A 17,564-nucleotide genomic window follows, 5' to 3' on the forward strand; every position below is an offset into this window, starting at 1 on the left:
TATTTTAAGAGTTATACTATGCATGTAAACAAATTTGTTTATCTTTCTATGCATACGTTATTTAAAAATTTCACATACCTTAATAAGGATAAAAATTATTTTTTCAAAAAAATGTAGTAATTCCTTTTTAGAGTTTGCTATAATTAGTTCGAATGTGGGCAGTATCAGAGCGAACTGCACCATGATTCGATGCAATACGAAAAATAATAACTTGGATTCTGCCTTGATCCAATAACGGACTGGGACAGAGGGATGAATAATGCCGACTAACACACAACCCTTCTGCCCTTTTATGGCCAGAGGGGTTTTTTATATGATTTCGGCCATCTCCTCTCTCCTGTATAAAGGAGGAGTAGTTTTTGAAAACAAAAACAGATTTTTTGAAAATGAAAGAGCAAGGTGAGCCGATTACAATGCTAACGGCGTATGATTATCCATCTGCTAAGTTAGCAGAAGAAGCGGAAGTTGATATGATTCTAGTTGGAGATTCCCTTGGGATGGTTGTGCTCGGCTATGATTCAACAGTACCTGTAACAGTAGAGGATATGATTCATCATACGAAAGCTGTACGCCGAGGAGCGAAAGAGACGTTTATTGTAACTGATATGCCATTTATGTCGTATCATGTGTCGCCTCAAGATACGATGGTGAATGCACGCCGCATCGTTCAAGAGAGTGGTGCTCATGCACTGAAGGTAGAAGGTGCAGGAGAAGTGATATCAACTATTCATTACTTGACGAGTGCGGGAATTCCTGTCGTGGCACACTTAGGCTTAACTCCTCAATCTGTAGGAGTGTTAGGTGGCTATAAAGTACAAGGAAAAGATGCTGAAAGTGCAAAAAAATTAATAGAAGATGCGAAGAGATGTGAGGAAGCTGGTGCGATAGCACTTGTATTAGAATGTGTGCCAATGCAGCTAGCAGAATTCATTTCGAAGCAACTAACAATTCCAACGATTGGAATTGGAGCAGGACAAAAAGTGGATGGGCAAGTACTCGTTTATCATGATCTTATCTCATATGGCGTAAATCGTGTTCCGAAATTTGTGAAGCAATATACGTTTGTTCAAGAGGAGATTGTGCGAGGGATTTCACAATACGTAACTGAAGTAAAGACAGGGCAATTTCCGGAAGAAAAACATTCATTCACAATGAAAGAGGAAGAATGTTTAGCGTTATACGGAGGAAAACAATAATGAAAATCATAACTACAGTGCAAGAGATGCAGCAAATTACAAACGAACTACGTGCAAGTGGAAAAAGTATTGGTTTTGTCCCAACGATGGGTTATTTACATGAAGGTCATGCGACTTTATTACGTAAGGCAAGAGAAGAAAATGAAATTGTAGTTTTAAGCGTATTTGTTAATCCGCTACAGTTTGGACCAAATGAAGATTTAGATCGATACCCTCGTGATATTGATAGAGATGAAAATGTAGCAAAAGAAAACGGTGTAGATTATTTATTTTATCCGAGCGTAGAAGAAATGTATCCAGCAGAACAAACGACAACAGTAGAAGTTGTGAAGCGTACCGATGTGTTATGCGGAAAACAAAGACCTGGTCATTTCGCTGGTGTTGCGACTGTACTAATGAAACTATTTAATATTACATTGCCAACACGTGCTTATTTCGGTATGAAAGATGCACAGCAAGTTGCTGTCATTGAAGGATTTGTCGCTGATTTTAATATTCCGGTTACAATCGTACCGGTGGATATTGTAAGGGAAGAAGATGGATTAGCGAAAAGTTCTCGTAACGTGTATTTATCACAAGAAGAGCGTGAAGAGGCTCCTCATTTATACCGCAGTCTATGTATAGCGAAAGAAAGAATTGAGGCAGGAGAACGTAATGCAGAAATCATTACAACTCTTGTGAAAGAGTATATTGAGACGTATACGAAAGGCACTGTAGATTATGCTGATTTATATACGTATCCTTCACTACAAGTAGTGGATAAAATTGAAGGGCGAATCATTTTAGCAATTGCAGTTAAATTTGACAATGTACGATTAATTGACAATATAACATTAACGGTTAAATAAGGGGGAGCATCTATGTTTCGCACAATGATGAGAGCGAAGTTACATCGCGCAACAGTAACAGAAGCAAATTTAAATTATGTAGGTAGTATTACAATTGATGAAGATTTAATGGATGCAGTAAATATTGTAGAAAACGAAAAAGTCCAAATTGTAAATAATAATAATGGTGCTCGCTTAGAGACATATGTTATTAAAGGAGAACGTGGTAGCGGTGTTGTTTGTTTGAATGGTGCAGCTGCAAGGCTTGTACAACCAGGAGATAAAGTTATTATTATTTGCTACGGTCTAGTGGCAGAAGAAAATATTCATAAACAAGAGCCGAAAATTGCAGTATTAGACGATAATAATCAAATTATTGAAATGTTAGGTGCTGAAAAAGCAGGAACGATACTATAAGTAAGAAGGCTATCTCTATTACGGAGATAGCTTTTTTGTGCATCTTTTCATTAAGATGAGATAAAACGTGGTATAGTAACATTATATAATTTTCTGTTTGATAGGTAAGAAATTGAGGTGTTACATATATGAGTAAGCGTTATGTCGTTGTGGATTTAGAGACGACAGGGAACTCCTGGAAGGATGGGAAAGATAAAATTACCCAAATTGCAGCTGTTGTAGTGGAAGATGGAGAGATATTAGAGATTTTTTCATCTTTTATTAATCCGAAGAGAGAGATTCCGCCATTTATTACAGAGTTAACAGGGATTGATGAGAGTATGGTTAAGCAAGCCCCGTTATTTCAAGATGTAGCCCCGATGGTTGTTGAGCTATTACAAGGTGCAGCTTTCGTTGCACATAATGTTCATTTTGATTGGAATTTTTTAACGGAAGAATTAAGGCAGGCTGGATATACAGAAATACATTGTCCAAAAGTTGATACAGTTGAGTTGGCGCAAATTCTTTTGCCAACGGCTGATAGTTATAAATTACGTGATTTAGCTAAACAACACGAATTAGAGCATGATCAACCGCATCGTGCGGATAGTGATGCTCTTGCAACAGCGGAATTGTTTTTACAATTTTTAAATGAAATTGAGAAGTTACCCCTTGTCACCTTGCAATCGCTTTATGAATTGAGTGATGTGTTTCAAAGTGATATAGCGGATGTGCTTTCTGAAAATATTTTAAAGAAAATGATGCATGGTAAAAAAGGAGCAGAGGGATATGAAGTGTATCGAAATATTGCACTTCGAAAACGGAATTATTCTTTAAACTTAAGTGAAACATGTGCATTTAAATTTGATGCTTTCTTGCATAAGACAATTGATAAACTTGAGTCGAATATGCCAAAGTTTGAAAAAAGAGAAAGCCAACAGAGTATGATGAAGGAAATATATACAGCGCTAAGAGATTCTAGGTTTTCACTAATTGAAGCAGGAACAGGAACAGGGAAGACTCTTGCATATTTGCTTCCAAGTATTTATTTTGCAAAGAAAAAAGAAGAACCTGTCATCATAAGTACCCAAACTGTACAACTGCAACAACAAATACTAGAAAAAGAAATTCCATTATTACAGAAAATCATGCCATTTTCATTTGAAGTAGCTCTTTTGAAAGGAAGAAAGCATTATCTTTGTCTACATAAATTTGAATATGCTTTGCAAGAGGAAGAGAAAAATTATGATATGGCGCTCACAAAGGCAAAAATTTTAGTGTGGTTATTGCAAACGGAAACGGGCGATCGTGATGAATTAAATATTCCTGAGGGCGGAAAGTTACTTTGGAACCGGATTTGTAGTGATGTACATAGTCCGGGTGGGATGCAAAGTAACTGGTATAGTCGTTGTTTTTATCAACGAGCAAAGAATAAAGCATTATTTGCAGATATCGTTATTACAAATCATGCGTTATTATTTCAAGATTTTTCAAGTGAAGAACCACTGTTTGCCTCATGTGAACATATTATTTTTGATGAGGCTCATCATATTGAGGAGGCAGCGAGTAGAACATTAGGTGAACAGTTCTCCTGTATGTATTTCCAGCTAGTTTTATCTCGTCTTGGTACGCTAGAAACAGATGATGTACTTTCTAAAGTATATAAAATGATGAAAAAATCAGAGCAAGCCTCCCGTTCTACTTTCCGCATGGTAAGTCATAGTTTGAAGGAATTGAAATTTGATGCGGATGAGCTATTCCAAATGTTACGTGCATTCATCTTTAAACAAACAAAGCAGGAACAAGGGATCAGCAATATGCCACTCATTTATCGATATAACACGGAAGTAGAGAAAGGTAAGTTATGGGATAGTATTACCGAGTTAACAAATCGCTTTGTATATGATGTAAGAAAATTACTCTCTACACTTGAGAAGCAAGTTGATATATTGCAAAGTAAATTAGAATGGGAAATGCATGTTGTCACAGGTGAATTTATGCATTTAATTGAGTTGTTGAGAAAGATGGCGCAATCTTTACAAGTACTCATTTTAGAAAAAAATTCATATGTGACATGGATGGAAACTGAAACGAAGGGAACCATTCATTCAACTGTTTTATATGGACAACCTGTTCGTATTGGTGAAAGATTTGCTGATGAATTTTTAACAGAGAAAAAGAGTGTTATTTTCACATCAGCAACGCTAACAGTAAACGATTCATTTGACTATATAAAAGAAGAGCTAGGCTTACATGATTTTGCTCCAAATACATTACAGGTCCCATCACCATTCCATTTTGAAGAACAGATGAAATTAATGGTTTCAACGGATGTGCCTTTTATTAAGCAAGCAAGTAATGAAGAATATATTGAATCTGTGTCGGCTCATATTGCAAAAATAGCGAAAACTACAGAAGGTAGAATGCTTGTTTTGTTCACTTCGTATGAAATGTTGAAAGAAGCGTATACGAATTTGAAAAATGATGAGGAATTAGAAGGCTATTTATTATTAACGCAAAGTGTGAATAATAAGAGCAGAAGTCGCCTCATTCGTAAGTTTCAAGAGTTCGATAAATCAATTTTATTAGGAACAAGTAGTTTTTGGGAAGGGATAGATATACCTGGAGATGCCCTTAGTTGTCTTGTTATTGTCCGCCTTCCCTTTACGCCTCCTCATCAACCGATGATGGAAGCAAAAGGAGAGTGGTTAAAAAATCAAGGAGAGGACGTATTCGCTAAGTTAGCACTCCCGCAAGCAATACTGCGTTTCAAACAAGGATTTGGTCGTCTTATTAGAACAAGTACAGATACCGGGACGGTGTTTGTATTAGATCGTCGTTTGACAAGCGCTTCCTATGGAAAACGTTTTTTACAATCAATTCCAACTGTTCCGCTTTATGAAGGCCCTCTAGAAGAATTGTTAGAACAATTAAAGGAACGGCCAATTGAATAAAATTGGAAGAAAAAATACGCCTGAAGTGCATGTAAACTTCAGGCGTAAAAAATGTGGGTAGGAGGAATTTTATTTTTCTTACTTCTTGTATACAAAATGTATTGGTTTTCGACTTGAAACCTTTTTTTGCTGTACATGTCCTGCTATAATAGATGGGTGATGAAGCAGGGGTTGTAAAGAATGTACTCTTATTGTAACCGCATTGCGTTCTTCTATAATTAGAAATTTTTGTGTAACGGAGGAGTTTTTTCATGGATAAGAAAATCGAAGTCCTATCAACGACGCGTATTAAATATTCGTCTGACTTGTATAAAATCGTTGATAGTTTGAATCGTACGTTAAAAGAGCAGGACCTCATGTTCGGATTAGCATTAGACGAAAAAGATAAAGAAACAGCTGTATTTACGATTTACAGAACGTAGTGATACAATGAAAAAGTGGATCTTTGCAATCGTTATCGTAATCGTTGCTAGCGGAATATATGGGGCGTATGTTTATAATAAAGCAATGGAAAAGAAAATCCCTAAAGAGGCAAAATCTGTAGAAATTGCAAAAGAAAAAGCAAAGCTTGTAAAAGTAAAATCTGTGGATTATTATAACGGAAATTCTTCATATACAGTCGTACAAGGTGTAGACGAAAAAGGAGAACAAATTATTGTTTGGGTGCCTAATAAAAAAGGGAATGTCCTTGTGAAGAAAAAGAGTGAAGGTATTCCTGAAAAAGAAGCTTTGCAAAAGTTGGCTGAACAAGCTACAGGAAAAGGCGATGAGCCGAAGCCAAAGCCAAAAGAAATTATAAAAGTAAAATTAGGTGCTCAAAATGATATTCCGTTGTGGGAAATTACATATATTGATCAGGAAGATCGTTATACGTATTATTATTTAGAGTTTCAAAATGGGGCTTATGCTGGTCATTACAGCATTGAAAAATAGATGTAGGGGGAACTACAAATGAAATTAGCAAAGCGAGTAGCTGCTTTAACACCATCTGCAACTTTAGAAATTACAGCAAAGGCACAAGCATTAAAAGCAGAAGGTCATGATGTAATTGGATTAGGGGCAGGAGAACCTGACTTTAATACGCCAGAACATATTATGGATGCTGCACATAAAGCGATGTTAGAAGGACATACGAAGTATACACCAACAGGTGGATTACAAGCGTTAAAACAAGAAATTGTGAAGAAGTTTACTCGCGATCAAGGAATTGCGTATGATCCGTCTGAAATTATTGTATGTAACGGTGCAAAGCATGCATTATATACATTATTCCAAGTGTTACTTGATGAAGGAGATGAAGTTATCATCCCTACGCCATACTGGGTAAGTTATCCGGAACAAGTAAAACTTGCTGGTGGTAAGCCAGTTTATGTAGAAGGTCTTGAAGATAATGAATACAAAATTACAGCGAAGCAGCTGCGTGAGGCAATTACAGAGAAAACGAAAGCAGTTATTATTAATTCACCGAGCAATCCAACAGGAATGATTTACAGCAAAGAAGAATTACAACAGCTTGGAGAAGTATGTTTAGAACACGATATTTTAATCGTTTCAGATGAAATTTATGAGAAATTAATTTATGGTGGAGCAGAATATACTTCGGTTGCCCAGCTTTCTAATGCATTAAAAGAACAAACACTTATTATTAATGGTGTATCTAAATCTCATTCTATGACAGGATGGCGTATTGGATATGCAGCAGGAAATAAGCAGCTTATTAAAGCGATGACGAACTTAGCGAGTCATAGTACGTCAAACCCTACTTCAATCGCTCAATACGGCGCAATCGCGGCATATGCAGGCTCACAAGAACCTGTAGAAACAATGCGTCAAGCATTTGAAGAGAGATTAAACATTATTTATGATAAATTAATTCAAATCCCTGGCTTTACTTGCATTAAACCACAAGGTGCATTTTACTTATTCCCTAATGTAAAAGAAGCAGTAGCTTTATCAGGATACGAAACTGTTGATGATTGGGCAAAAGCTCTATTAGAAGAGGAAAAAGTAGCTCTTGTACCAGGTACAGGATTTGGTGCTCCAAATAACGTTCGTTTATCATATGCGACATCTCTTGAGCAAGTGGAGAAAGCATTAGAACGTATTCATACGTTTATGAAAAGTAAAGTGCAAGCTTAATTGTATATTTTATTAACGTAATACAAAAAAACCTTCCTACATAATAGGGAGGTTTTTTTGACGAATTGTGGCAAAAAGAAATAGCGAAAGGTGTGTTATACTAGAGAGCGAGGTGTTTGGTGATGAAAAAGAAAATGATGTTACAGTGGTTTGAGCAGGGAAGCATTGCAATTCCAAAATTACTTATGATGCATTATAAAAAATTAGGGTTAAATGAAACGGAATTTATGGTTGTACTTCATGTACATACATTTTTAGAATCGGGCAATTCGTTTCCGACTCCGTCAGAGATTTCAGAACGGATGACGATTACCGAAATGAAATGTATGGAAGTCATTCAGGCATTGATTCAAAAAGGTTTTTTATCACTAGAAGGTGGACAAAAATCAGAAGCGATGATGTGTGAAAGTTATTCTTTACAACCGCTATGGGAAAAAATATTGCATTTCTTAATGAATGAATCAATAGAGGAAGAACAAAAAGAAATAAAGCAACTGCAAGTAAATTTATATACAGTATTTGAAAAAGAATTTGGAAGACCACTTTCTCCATTTGAATGTGAAACGTTGGGAATGTGGGAAGATCAAGATCAACATCATCCGAATTTAATTCAAGCGGCCCTCAGGGAAGCTGTAATGAGTGGTAAGCTTAATTTCCGATATATTGATCGTATTTTATTTGAGTGGAAAAAGAATGGTATTAAAACAGTAGATCAAGCCCAAAACCAAGGACGGAAATTTAGAGCAAATCAACAACGAACGCAGCAAACGACAAAACAAGAGACGAAATTTACTGGAAAAGTGCCTTTTTATAATTGGTTGGAGCAGTAATGTAGGAGGAAGTATATGTTAAATAAAACGCAAATTCGCTATTGTTTAGACACAATGGCGGATATGTATCCAGAAGCACATTGTGAATTAATTCATGATAATCCGTTTGAACTAGTAATAGCGGTAGCGTTATCTGCACAATGTACAGATGCACTTGTAAATAAAGTGACGAAAAATTTATTTCAAAAATATAAAACACCAGAAGATTATTTAAGTGTTTCGCTAGAAGAATTACAACAAGATATACGTTCTATTGGTTTGTATAGAAATAAAGCAAAAAACATTCAAAAATTGTGCCGGATGTTACTGGATGATTATAACGGAAAAGTTCCAGAAGACCGTGACGAGTTGACGAACTTGCCAGGAGTAGGGAGAAAAACAGCAAATGTAGTTGTTTCGGTAGCGTTTGGTATTCCGGCAATTGCTGTTGATACGCATGTAGAAAGAGTGAGTAAACGGTTAGCGATTTGTAGATGGAAAGATTCGGTGTTAGAAGTAGAAAAGACATTAATGAAGAAAATTCCGATGGATGAATGGAGCGTCACACATCACCGTATGATTTTCTTTGGACGTTATCACTGTAAAGCGCAGCGACCACAATGTGAGGAGTGCCCTTTACTAGAAGTATGTCGTGAAGGAAAGAAGCGAATGAAGGGGAAATAAAGGATGGAGCGAGTGATAGAAATACCGAAAGAATTTCGATGCTTACCATTTTTTAAAGAAAGTAAAAATTCAATTGTGTATTATACAGAACAGTCTTTTGAAGAAACAATACAAAATACTTATTTTATATATGATATGGAAAGACAATATGAGCCGTGGAATGAAATTGAAAATAGTATTCCAGTATTATTGAATGTATGGAAAAGTAAGCATGAAGACATTGCGACACTTTTTCGAAACAGAAATAAGCAAGAAGCTGAAGGCCCAATGATTCTTTTTGCAGCACATTTGTTATCAATTGTATATTGGCTAAATGAACAACCTGTTTATAGTTTGAACGAAATGGAAGATTACACGAGTATGTTGGAAGTACAACCAGTGAATTTTATAGAGCGCTATTCGTTCATTATAAAGAAACCGAATAATTATCATTCTTATATTCAGTTAGCGCAGTTGTATATTGAAATAGAAAAGTTATATGTAAAGAAAATGATAACAAAAAAGAAGTCCTTTTCTCGTTAAGAGAAAAGGACTTCTTTTTTGTATTAAGACTCTGTTGTAACAACATTTCCGTCTGCGTGTGGTGTATCTTCACCGGTATTGTGTTGTTGTTCTTGTTGTTTCTTAGCTTCTTCTTCAGCTTTTTTTCTAGCTTCCTCTTCAGCTTTCTTTTGAGCCTCTTCTTGCTGTTTATGTTGTTGTTCTTGTTGTTTTTTAGCTTCTTCTTCAGCTTTTTTTCTAGCTTCCTCTTCAGCTTTCTTTTGAGCTTCTTCTTGTTGTTTACGTTGTTGTTCTTGCTGCTGTTGCTCTTGTTGTTTACGCTGCTCTTCCTCAGCTTTTTTCTTAGCATCTTCTTGTTTTAATTTATCTTCATTAGCCTTTTTCTGAGCTTCCTCTTCAGCTTTTTTCTTAGCTTCTTCTTCAGCTTTCTTCTTAGCAGCCTCATCTTCAGCTTTCTTCGCGTCTGGAGTTCCTCCAGGCGCAGTGAAGGATGCTCCAACTGCTGGGCTTGTTCCAGTACCTTTTTTCGCTACTACAGAGAAGCTGTAAGTAACGCCCGGTTTAATACCACCAAGAGTAGCTGTCGTACCTTTTATTGATAAACTACCACTTGAACCGTCAGTCGCTTTATAGCTTGCTGCATACGCATCAACTTCTGCTGGTCCAGACCAGTTTAGTGTAACTGTGCTAGCGCCATCGAAAGTGACATTAAGACCACTAGGTGCATCTACTTTAATTTGTTTCACTGCATCTTTTTTAGCGCCTTTTAAGTACAATTCACCATTTAATTCTTGTACAGAAGAAGGACGTTCGAAACGAGTTTTATCTGTAGCGAATTTGCTCATCATTACTTGGAACATTTGCTGTGCAATTTTAGTATAACGATCACTAATGTAGTTTTCTGGGCCATTTTTTTCGTACCCAGTCCATACTGCCATTGTATATTGCGGTGTATATCCAGCGAACCAGCTATCTCTGTTTGCATCAGCTGGAATACCATATTCTTTTATAACGTCTGCATCAAAGTTTTGTGTTCCTGTTTTACCGGCAACATCAACACCTGAAACGTATGCTGTTGGACCAGTACCGCCAGAACCAGGTTTTACGACGTCACGAAGAACGTCAGTCACCATGTAAGCTGTGTAGTCTTGCATCGCACGTTGTTCTTTCGGTTTAAAACTTTTCTTTTTCCCATCTGGGAAGATAACTTCTTTTACGAAGTGCGGTTTATTGTAGTTCCCACCATTACCAAAGGCTGCATATGCACCTGCTACTTGTAATGGTGAACTATCGTTACTACCAATTGCTGTTGATTCATATGTTTTGCCGTCTTTAAATGTCATACCTAAACCTTCAGCAAACGCTTGTGACTTAGGAAGACCAACCGCTTGAGCTGTCTTTAAAGCCGGAATGTTTAATGATTTTTTCAAAGCTTCACGTAGTGAAACGTCACCTTTGTAACTATTTGTTGCATTTCGTATTTTTTTACCATCGGAATACGTATATTCTGAGTCATTTAATTGATGGTATGTAGACCATTGTAAATTCTCAATTGCTGGACCGTAGTCGAAAATTGGTTTCATTGTTGAACCAACTTGGCGTTTTAAATCAGTGGCCATATTATGACCTTTGAAAGTAGACTTACTTTCTTTGCGCCCAGCCCCAATTGCTCGAACTTCTCCAGATTGTGTATCCATAAATACGAATGATCCTTGGAATTGATCGTTCGGATACTTAATAAGATTGCCATCCATAATTTTTTCAGCATAATCTTGAGCATCTTGATCAAGTGTTGTATGAATCGTCAAACCATCTGAACCAATATTTACATCAGGATATTCTTTTTCAACTTCTTTTACAACCGCATCTAAAAATGCTTGATACTTCATCTCAGTTATTTCTGAAGACGGTTGAAGACCCTCTGTTACTGGGATCTTAACTGCGTTATTCATTTCTTCTTTTGTTATATAACCATGTCGATTCATTAATGACAATACGACATTACGACGATTTGTTGCTCGTTCAACATTTTCCTTTTTGGTTGGATCATAAATGTTTGGACCTTGGGGTAAACCAGCGAGCATAGCAGCTTCATGTAATTGCAAGTCTTTTAAATCTTTACCATAATATTTTTGCGCTGCTGTCGCAATACCATATGAACGGTTACCTAAATTAATCTTATTTAAGTACATTTCTAAAATTTCATGTTTAGAGTATTGTTGCTCTAATTTGTAAGATAGGTACCATTCTTGTACTTTTCTCTTTGCAGTTTTGTCCATCGTTAGAAAATAGTTTTTGACTACTTGTTGTGTAATCGTACTACCACCTTGAGATCCGAAACCTCCAGTGACATTTTCCATAACTGCTTTTGTAGTTCGTTTCAAATCAATTCCATTATGATCATAGAAACGTGAGTCCTCAGTTGCAAGGAATGCATTTTCAACTACTTTTGGAATTTGATCATACGTAACGTGGGTTCGTTTTTCAGCACCGTATTCATAGAAAAAGTTCCCATCTTTATCAAGAAACTTTGTTGATAAAGGATTGACAAGTTTTGATTTGTCTAATTTTGGAGCATCCTTCACCATAACAAAGAAAGCGGAAACGCCAGCTACAAGACCAACGATACCAAGAAGTAGACAACCTATAAGGAATTTTTTAAAAAAGGAGCCTTTTTTCTTTGGTTTTTTCTCTGTATTTGTTTCTTGCTTTTGATTTTTTACATGATTTCGTTCTGTACGAGAACGATAATTATCTGACATTATACTTTCTCCTACCTTTCATTCTCTCCCCAAAAGTCGAAAAAAGAGCCTTAGTGATGACTCTATCACGAAAAATAAACCGTGTCTAGTACACGGATATAATCAATCCGAGGGTGATAACCGCATGATAATAAAGATCCATGCTCTACTATTTCTTCTTTCGTAATCGATTTTCGTCCACCAGTATTTTGACGATTCCAAAATGCAATAATATGTTTTGCATCTAATAAATAAAGTTCATCAAAAAGTGTAAATTTAATAATAACAAATGCAATTCCATTATGAGCGATTACTTGCTTCATATGCTCAATTTGATGAAGGTGGAAGTTTTGAAGTGGAAAACTCGTTTTATTTTTTGTTTCTTTCGCTTCAAAATCGATGTATTTCCCTTTATATACACCGTTGTAATCTGTTGTAGAAGGTTGTTTAAAATACGCTTCTTTTACCACTGCAGCACTTCGAGCGGGGTAATCTACTTTTACAATTTGAAGAGGTGTAGGTTTTTTATGTACGCATGCAATATTATGGGTTAAGTAATATTCATTCGTTTCATTCAATTCCTCTTCAAGGGACATACCTCTATTACTATAAGTATGTTTTTTTATTGGTGTTTTATGAGGTTGTGAAGCTTGATTGTACCGTTTTCCATTTGGGTAACGAATGGTCATAGTGTGTCCACTCCCAACTTGCTAAGAATTACTTACAAAGGTGATTATAACAAAAAATGAAAAAAGATGTGACCTTTTTGAAGAAAGGTATGATGACTTATTCATGTTTACATGGAATGATTATGAAAAAATTAAACAATATCGTAAAAATACGGTCTGTACAGAGGAAGAAAAAACAATGGTTTACAACATGAAGAGGGAAATAGAAATAGCTAATATGGACAACATTTCTCGAACGCAGTGTTATCAAGAATATTATGTAAGAAATAGTGAAATTAGGTGGGCTTTTTTAGCGAGTATGGTCTCGAGAAATGCGGGATGGAATATGACTGATTTACAAGGGAGGTATTATGCTACTGTTTTACCTCAAACAGTAAAAAAACATTTATTTTTGACTTATGAAGAAGCGAATTGGATTATTTTTTTAGATGCATTTCCTCAGCTGTTGTTATATGAAGAAAGTAAGAGGAGGCAGGTGCCACTATTCCATTTGTTACAATATTTTAACGTATCCATTTTTATGGAAAAGGAATGGATATATTTTTGGGAGAAAAAAGATATAAATAGACTTATGATAGCGCTTATTATAAATGAACAAAATAAAATTCAAAAACCAGTTATTGAGAATGCATATTTTAAAAAACATGTATTCCATACAGCACTTTTTAAATTACAAGAAATGCTTCATATTAGTGCCGTTATATTCCCAACCGTTGAAGGGAAGATGTATGGTTTTTCAGTTTATCAATTTGAAACGTTACAGAAGCGTATAGAACTAGGGAAGAAATTAGCAGCGTTACTATTTCATTGGAAGTATAAAAGTTTATTCCATAGGTTTGCATTGCGAACGATACACACAGGATCAAGAGCAGATTATGAATGTTATGTAAGAGAAGCTAGAAAATCTTGTACACCAGCTCTTAGAGAAGTTTATCCTGCTGTTGCACATGATGAAATAAGTATGAGAGATTGGTTTTGTAGAGATACGGAAATAAATGAACTATTTTTACCAGAAGAGTATAAGGGTGAAGTTGATATAACAGAATGGTATAAAAGAAAGAGGGAGCAAATCTATATTGCTTCCACCGTAAATCGTTTTGTTAAAAGGATAGATGAGTTCGTGATATAATAAAAAAGAAGTCCCGTCTTCATTTATGAAGACGGGACTTCTTAATGTGAAGTAACCCTGCTATGCGTGCTAAACATTTAATCTCAAAACGTAATGAATATAAGAGATTAAAGAAGTTTCACTTTATGTAGCAGGGAAGTTTGGACCATCTAATTTTGGGTTGCCAGTTTCGGGTTTATTTTGTTTATTTTGTTTTTTCTTTTTTTCGTTTTTGTTCTTTGCCATTTTCATGCACCTCCTTTTTGTATTGTTACCATTTCTATAAATGACATACAAAATGATTTCTTTGACGAATAACAACTAGTTTTGTCATGTGAGAAGGAGTGTGAAATCATTCGGCGAAATTACATGACAAAGGAAAAGCAAAGAAGGAGGCGTTTTGTATATGGCGATGGTTCAGAAGGAAGATGTAATGAAAACAATGGATCAAATGTTAAGTTCTCTCGATTTGCTGGAAATGAATATAGGGATTAGAATGAATCATGCATTAAAGGATAAGAGTGAAAAAATATGCAACAAGATAGAAATAACAGAAATGCATATTGAGCATATGGAAAATAAATTAGTGCATCACGAAGAAAAAGGGAATTGGGTGAAGGCATTTCAAAACGTCGTAGTGAGTGCATAATAAGGTGGGAATAAAATGAAGTATGAAGCATTAATACAGTCTTCGGAAAAACTTATGCAACATAATAATGAAGCAAATGTGAAAAAAAGAGAAATGATTGAATACGATTTTTATAAGGATATGAAACCGTTTGTAGATATGGTAGATGAGGAATTAAAAGTGTGGAAAGAATTAGCTTATGAATGGATTAAGGAAGAAAAACCAAAGTATATACATGTACAGCAAATTGATCAAGTGTACGATAATTTACAAACAAATGTGTTGCAATGTTTTGTAAATAAAGGAAAAGGTAAGCGATTCTTTGAAACGCATCAAGCCATTTCGTATACTTTGCAAAATATAATTGAGCAATGTAAGTAACAAGAGGGGAAACCCTCTTGTTTTTTATGCTTCTGTCATCGTTGTAGGCTTTGTTGCGCCGTTTATCTCTAATTCTTTTATTAATGTTCGGTAATCTGAAATACATATTTTTCCTTCGAGATACCAATGTCTCGCAAAGTCTAACAATTCATTTACATTCTCTGTGTAATACCCCTTTTTTTGAGAAAACGCTTGTTTTAAATCCCCTAATACCATGTTGATTCCTCCCCCATGAGAATCTTCTTCTTTTTTATCATAGCATGGAAGGGTTTTCTTTTATAATTTTTTAAAAATTTAAACTTCCGACAAAAATAGACAGATACTCCGTCACACAAATTATTTTACAAGTACATATTATATATGTAGAAACTTATGTGAAGGAGGAGAGAATGCATGTTTCAACAATCTAACGTATATCAGCAATCTAATCCATATGCACAGCAAAATATGTACCAATATAATACGGATACATATTTACGTTATAATATGTATCCTTTCGAGCCTCATTATGGAAATCAAAATTATTACCAGCCATTTGAAGTGTCGTTTATGAATCAACCGCAGCAACCTTATACGAACCAACAACCACAGCCTTATATGGATCACCAACCGCAACCTTATATGAATTCACAATACTATATGCCACCGCCATCTCCCTATAATCAACAAGCGATGTTTTATCCACCAAAACAACCGTACCCGACGCAAAATAAACAAAAGCAACAGCAACAACCAAGTCAATTTTCTAGTTTCGTTTCCCAATTTAAAAATTCAGATGGTAACTATGATGTAAATAAAATGATGAATACAGCTGGACAAATGATGAATGCAATGAATCAAGTAACAGGCATTGTAAAGCAAGTGGGAGGTTTTTTTGGTAAGTAATTTTGGAGGGTTGGCTATAAAAACATTGTATACGAAATAAAGGTCTAGACAAATTTCCTTAGAATAAATGGGTATATATAACAAGCGGCTTAACCTCTTTTCTCATATTGTAAAGTGTAATCAGATTTTTTTTATGAGAGAGGAGAGAAAAAACTATGCATCATTGTCATCCTTGCTTTGGAGGGCATAAGCCTACAGGACCTATTTGTACGACTGCTCCTGTCATTCATCCGACGAAACAATGCGTAACACATTCTTTTTCAACAACGGTGGTGCCACACATTTTCCCAACGCATACAACACATGTACACCATCAACAAATTAAAAACCAAAACTTCTTCCCACAAACAAACTCAAATGTAAATGTTGTAGACCCAATCGATCCAGGGTTCGGCGGATGTGGACCGTGTGGTCATGGACATCATCACCACGGTCATCAAATATCTCCATTTGGACCAGGGCCGAATGTATCACCGTTTGGACCAGGACCTAATGTATCACCATTTTTACCAAACAATGTATCACCAGTAGGTCCGAATATTGGACCAAACGTTGGTGGAATATTTAAAAAGTAAATGATATGTTAGAACTAGCGAAATGCTAGTTCTTTTTTTGTAATTGGAGTGTTGATATGAAAGTTATTGCAGTAACAGGATATAAGCCATTTGAACTTGGAATATTTAAAAATGATCATCCAGGAGTAGAATGTATAAAAAAGGCGTTGCGTCGTAAATTAACTGCTTTTGTAGAAGATGGTTTAGAGTGGGTTATAATAAGTGGCCAGTTAGGTGTAGAATTATGGGCTGCTGAAGTTGTTTTTGAAATACAAGTAGAATATCCAGATTTAAAATTAGCGGTATTTACTCCATTTTTAGAACAAGAAGAGGGTTGGAAGGAAGATAACCGTGAATATTACGAGTTTATTCTCTCTCAAGCAGACCATGTTGATAGTATCACGAAACGTAAGTACGAAAGCCCAGAGCAATTTAAATTAAAAAATCAATTTTTTATTGAAAAAAGTGATGCGCTTTTAGCTGTATATGATGAAGAAAAACCAGGGAGTCCTAAATATATTGTAGAAGCAGCAAAGAAAAAAGGAGAAATAGAAAATTATCACAGTTATTTCATTCTTTTTTCCGATTTACAAGATATAATAGAAGAGGAACAGTGGAATAATGCTGAGTAATATGTAATATAGTACTCGTATATATGATTGACAAAAAGCATTGTTTCTGAAAAAATTTAGTTAATGAAAGTTTTGGCAAAAATTTGAGGTGAAGAAAATGATTTCGGATAAAATTAAATTAACGGCGAAAGATATTTTAGAAAAAGAATTTAAAACAGGTATGAGAGGTTATCAACAAGAAGAAGTAGACAAGTTTCTTGATATGATCATTAAAGATTATGAAGCTTTCCACAAGGAATTTGAGCAATTAAAGCAACAAAATGCTCGTTTAAAGCGTGAACTAGAAGAACAAAAGCTAGCAGCAACGCAAGTTCCGCAACAACCTGTACAAACACCAGTTGCGCAACCAGTATATAACAACACGAATACGGACATTTTAAAACGTCTATCGAATTTAGAAAAAGCTGTATTTGGAAGCAAGTTATACGAATAATTTCTGG

General features: G+C 35.4%; 21 protein-coding genes. 17 read left to right on the top strand and 4 right to left on the bottom strand.

The genetic code is table 11. The features are described 5' to 3' along the window. Positions 1-359: 359 nt before the first annotated feature. From panB to RTP99_RS01455, 10 genes are all read left to right on the top strand, one after another. Complete coding sequence (gene panB, locus RTP99_RS01410) at positions 360-1,196, top strand: 3-methyl-2-oxobutanoate hydroxymethyltransferase (protein ID WP_000853113.1); 837 nt, start codon at positions 360-362, stop codon at positions 1,194-1,196. Next, positions 1,196-2,044 carry a pantoate--beta-alanine ligase gene (gene panC, locus RTP99_RS01415; RefSeq protein ID WP_000692368.1) on the top strand — a complete coding sequence of 283 codons (849 nt, stop codon included), beginning with the start codon at positions 1,196-1,198 and terminating at the stop codon, positions 2,042-2,044. Before panB ends, panC begins: the two co-directional genes overlap by 1 nt. Before the next feature lie 12 nt (positions 2,045-2,056). Continuing rightward, on the top strand, positions 2,057-2,440 hold the full coding sequence (gene panD, locus RTP99_RS01420; RefSeq protein ID WP_000490177.1) for an aspartate 1-decarboxylase: 384 nt from the start codon (positions 2,057-2,059) through the stop codon (positions 2,438-2,440). Positions 2,441-2,568: 128 nt separating this feature from the next. Continuing rightward, positions 2,569-5,373, top strand: a complete 2,805-nt coding sequence (gene dinG, locus RTP99_RS01425; RefSeq protein WP_000044937.1) for an ATP-dependent DNA helicase DinG — start codon at positions 2,569-2,571, stop codon at positions 5,371-5,373. 251 nt (positions 5,374-5,624) lie between these two features. Further along, positions 5,625-5,795, top strand: coding sequence for a YpmA family protein (locus RTP99_RS01430; RefSeq protein WP_000358352.1), 171 nt, complete (start codon positions 5,625-5,627; stop codon positions 5,793-5,795). Between the two features lie 7 nt (positions 5,796-5,802). Beyond that, the gene (locus RTP99_RS01435; protein ID WP_000758750.1) at positions 5,803-6,306 is read left to right on the top strand and encodes a cell wall elongation regulator TseB-like domain-containing protein; all 504 of its coding nucleotides are present in this window, start codon (positions 5,803-5,805) and stop codon (positions 6,304-6,306) included. Between the two features lie 18 nt (positions 6,307-6,324). Beyond that, positions 6,325-7,512 carry an aspartate transaminase AspB gene (gene aspB / locus RTP99_RS01440; RefSeq protein ID WP_000761546.1) on the top strand — a complete coding sequence of 396 codons (1,188 nt, stop codon included), beginning with the start codon at positions 6,325-6,327 and terminating at the stop codon, positions 7,510-7,512. A 122-nt stretch (positions 7,513-7,634) separates the two neighbouring features. Continuing rightward, entirely contained in the window at positions 7,635-8,342 is a 708-nt protein-coding gene (gene dnaD, locus RTP99_RS01445) for a DNA replication protein DnaD (RefSeq protein ID WP_000728540.1), read from the top strand. Between the two features lie 15 nt (positions 8,343-8,357). Next, complete coding sequence (gene nth / locus RTP99_RS01450; protein ID WP_000933028.1) at positions 8,358-9,005, top strand: endonuclease III; 648 nt, start codon at positions 8,358-8,360, stop codon at positions 9,003-9,005. A gap of 3 nt (positions 9,006-9,008) precedes the next feature. Beyond that, entirely contained in the window at positions 9,009-9,527 is a 519-nt protein-coding gene (locus RTP99_RS01455) for a YpoC family protein (protein WP_014893171.1), read from the top strand. A 23-nt stretch (positions 9,528-9,550) separates the two neighbouring features. Here RTP99_RS01455 and RTP99_RS01460 read toward each other — a convergent pair whose 3' ends face one another. Continuing rightward, positions 9,551-12,268 carry a PBP1A family penicillin-binding protein gene (locus tag RTP99_RS01460; protein WP_001283131.1) on the bottom strand — a complete coding sequence of 906 codons (2,718 nt, stop codon included), beginning with the start codon at positions 12,266-12,268 and terminating at the stop codon, positions 9,551-9,553. A 65-nt stretch (positions 12,269-12,333) separates the two neighbouring features. Beyond that, on the bottom strand, positions 12,334-12,936 hold the full coding sequence (gene recU, locus RTP99_RS01465; RefSeq protein WP_000155593.1) for a Holliday junction resolvase RecU: 603 nt from the start codon (positions 12,934-12,936) through the stop codon (positions 12,334-12,336). A 103-nt stretch (positions 12,937-13,039) separates the two neighbouring features. Between recU and RTP99_RS01470 the strand changes: the two genes are divergently transcribed. Beyond that, positions 13,040-14,065 carry a DUF2515 domain-containing protein gene (locus RTP99_RS01470; RefSeq protein ID WP_041184744.1) on the top strand — a complete coding sequence of 342 codons (1,026 nt, stop codon included), beginning with the start codon at positions 13,040-13,042 and terminating at the stop codon, positions 14,063-14,065. A 123-nt stretch (positions 14,066-14,188) separates the two neighbouring features. Here RTP99_RS01470 and RTP99_RS01475 read toward each other — a convergent pair whose 3' ends face one another. Continuing rightward, a complete protein-coding gene (locus RTP99_RS01475; RefSeq protein ID WP_001982922.1) occupies positions 14,189-14,365 on the bottom strand; it encodes a hypothetical protein in 177 nt (58 codons plus the stop codon). Positions 14,366-14,450: 85 nt separating this feature from the next. On the opposite strand from RTP99_RS01475, the gene RTP99_RS01480 reads away from it, so the two are divergent. Then, entirely contained in the window at positions 14,451-14,693 is a 243-nt protein-coding gene (locus tag RTP99_RS01480; RefSeq protein ID WP_001252039.1) for a hypothetical protein, read from the top strand. Positions 14,694-14,708: 15 nt separating this feature from the next. After that, positions 14,709-15,053 carry a YppE family protein gene (locus RTP99_RS01485; protein WP_000872959.1) on the top strand — a complete coding sequence of 115 codons (345 nt, stop codon included), beginning with the start codon at positions 14,709-14,711 and terminating at the stop codon, positions 15,051-15,053. 24 nt (positions 15,054-15,077) lie between these two features. Here RTP99_RS01485 and RTP99_RS01490 read toward each other — a convergent pair whose 3' ends face one another. Beyond that, entirely contained in the window at positions 15,078-15,269 is a 192-nt protein-coding gene (locus RTP99_RS01490; RefSeq protein ID WP_000242661.1) for a YppF family protein, read from the bottom strand. A gap of 177 nt (positions 15,270-15,446) precedes the next feature. Here RTP99_RS01490 and RTP99_RS01495 point away from each other — a divergent pair, with 177 nt between their 5' ends. From RTP99_RS01495 to gpsB, 4 genes are all read left to right on the top strand, one after another. Then, positions 15,447-15,938 carry a YppG family protein gene (locus RTP99_RS01495; protein ID WP_000487709.1) on the top strand — a complete coding sequence of 164 codons (492 nt, stop codon included), beginning with the start codon at positions 15,447-15,449 and terminating at the stop codon, positions 15,936-15,938. A 155-nt stretch (positions 15,939-16,093) separates the two neighbouring features. Next, positions 16,094-16,513 carry a CotD family spore coat protein gene (locus tag RTP99_RS01500; protein ID WP_000546263.1) on the top strand — a complete coding sequence of 140 codons (420 nt, stop codon included), beginning with the start codon at positions 16,094-16,096 and terminating at the stop codon, positions 16,511-16,513. A gap of 56 nt (positions 16,514-16,569) precedes the next feature. Continuing rightward, positions 16,570-17,124: an SLOG family protein gene (locus RTP99_RS01505; RefSeq protein ID WP_000862921.1), complete on the top strand. Its 555-nt coding sequence runs from the start codon at positions 16,570-16,572 to the stop codon at positions 17,122-17,124. Between the two features lie 97 nt (positions 17,125-17,221). Beyond that, positions 17,222-17,557 carry a cell division regulator GpsB gene (gene gpsB, locus RTP99_RS01510; protein WP_000622429.1) on the top strand — a complete coding sequence of 112 codons (336 nt, stop codon included), beginning with the start codon at positions 17,222-17,224 and terminating at the stop codon, positions 17,555-17,557. The last annotated feature ends 7 nt before the right edge of the window (positions 17,558-17,564 follow it).

Origin of the sequence: Bacillus sp. (in: firmicutes) (genome assembly GCF_031983925.1) — a bacterium.
Taxonomy (GTDB): Bacteria; Bacillota; Bacilli; order Bacillales; family Bacillaceae_G; genus Bacillus_A; species Bacillus_A pacificus.

What these genes read in the sequence shown, in the direction of transcription:
- RTP99_RS01500 (WP_000546263.1), top strand. Translation starts at nt 16,094, where the DNA reads ATGCATCATTGTCATCCTTGCTTTGGAGGGCATAAGCCTACAGGACCT.
- RTP99_RS01460 (WP_001283131.1), bottom strand. Translation starts at nt 12,268, where the DNA reads ATGTCAGATAATTATCGTTCTCGTACAGAACGAAATCATGTAAAAAAT.
- panC (WP_000692368.1), top strand. Translation starts at nt 1,196, where the DNA reads ATGAAAATCATAACTACAGTGCAAGAGATGCAGCAAATTACAAACGAA.
- RTP99_RS01455 (WP_014893171.1), top strand. Translation starts at nt 9,009, where the DNA reads ATGGAGCGAGTGATAGAAATACCGAAAGAATTTCGATGCTTACCATTT.
- nth (WP_000933028.1), top strand. Translation starts at nt 8,358, where the DNA reads ATGTTAAATAAAACGCAAATTCGCTATTGTTTAGACACAATGGCGGAT.
- RTP99_RS01470 (WP_041184744.1), top strand. Translation starts at nt 13,040, where the DNA reads ATGTTTACATGGAATGATTATGAAAAAATTAAACAATATCGTAAAAAT.
- RTP99_RS01435 (WP_000758750.1), top strand. Translation starts at nt 5,803, where the DNA reads ATGAAAAAGTGGATCTTTGCAATCGTTATCGTAATCGTTGCTAGCGGA.
- RTP99_RS01495 (WP_000487709.1), top strand. Translation starts at nt 15,447, where the DNA reads ATGTTTCAACAATCTAACGTATATCAGCAATCTAATCCATATGCACAG.
- dinG (WP_000044937.1), top strand. Translation starts at nt 2,569, where the DNA reads ATGAGTAAGCGTTATGTCGTTGTGGATTTAGAGACGACAGGGAACTCC.
- recU (WP_000155593.1), bottom strand. Translation starts at nt 12,936, where the DNA reads ATGACCATTCGTTACCCAAATGGAAAACGGTACAATCAAGCTTCACAA.
- RTP99_RS01430 (WP_000358352.1), top strand. Translation starts at nt 5,625, where the DNA reads ATGGATAAGAAAATCGAAGTCCTATCAACGACGCGTATTAAATATTCG.
- aspB (WP_000761546.1), top strand. Translation starts at nt 6,325, where the DNA reads ATGAAATTAGCAAAGCGAGTAGCTGCTTTAACACCATCTGCAACTTTA.
- RTP99_RS01490 (WP_000242661.1), bottom strand. Translation starts at nt 15,269, where the DNA reads ATGGTATTAGGGGATTTAAAACAAGCGTTTTCTCAAAAAAAGGGGTAT.
- RTP99_RS01505 (WP_000862921.1), top strand. Translation starts at nt 16,570, where the DNA reads ATGAAAGTTATTGCAGTAACAGGATATAAGCCATTTGAACTTGGAATA.
- RTP99_RS01480 (WP_001252039.1), top strand. Translation starts at nt 14,451, where the DNA reads ATGGCGATGGTTCAGAAGGAAGATGTAATGAAAACAATGGATCAAATG.
- gpsB (WP_000622429.1), top strand. Translation starts at nt 17,222, where the DNA reads ATGATTTCGGATAAAATTAAATTAACGGCGAAAGATATTTTAGAAAAA.
- dnaD (WP_000728540.1), top strand. Translation starts at nt 7,635, where the DNA reads ATGAAAAAGAAAATGATGTTACAGTGGTTTGAGCAGGGAAGCATTGCA.
- RTP99_RS01485 (WP_000872959.1), top strand. Translation starts at nt 14,709, where the DNA reads ATGAAGTATGAAGCATTAATACAGTCTTCGGAAAAACTTATGCAACAT.
- panD (WP_000490177.1), top strand. Translation starts at nt 2,057, where the DNA reads ATGTTTCGCACAATGATGAGAGCGAAGTTACATCGCGCAACAGTAACA.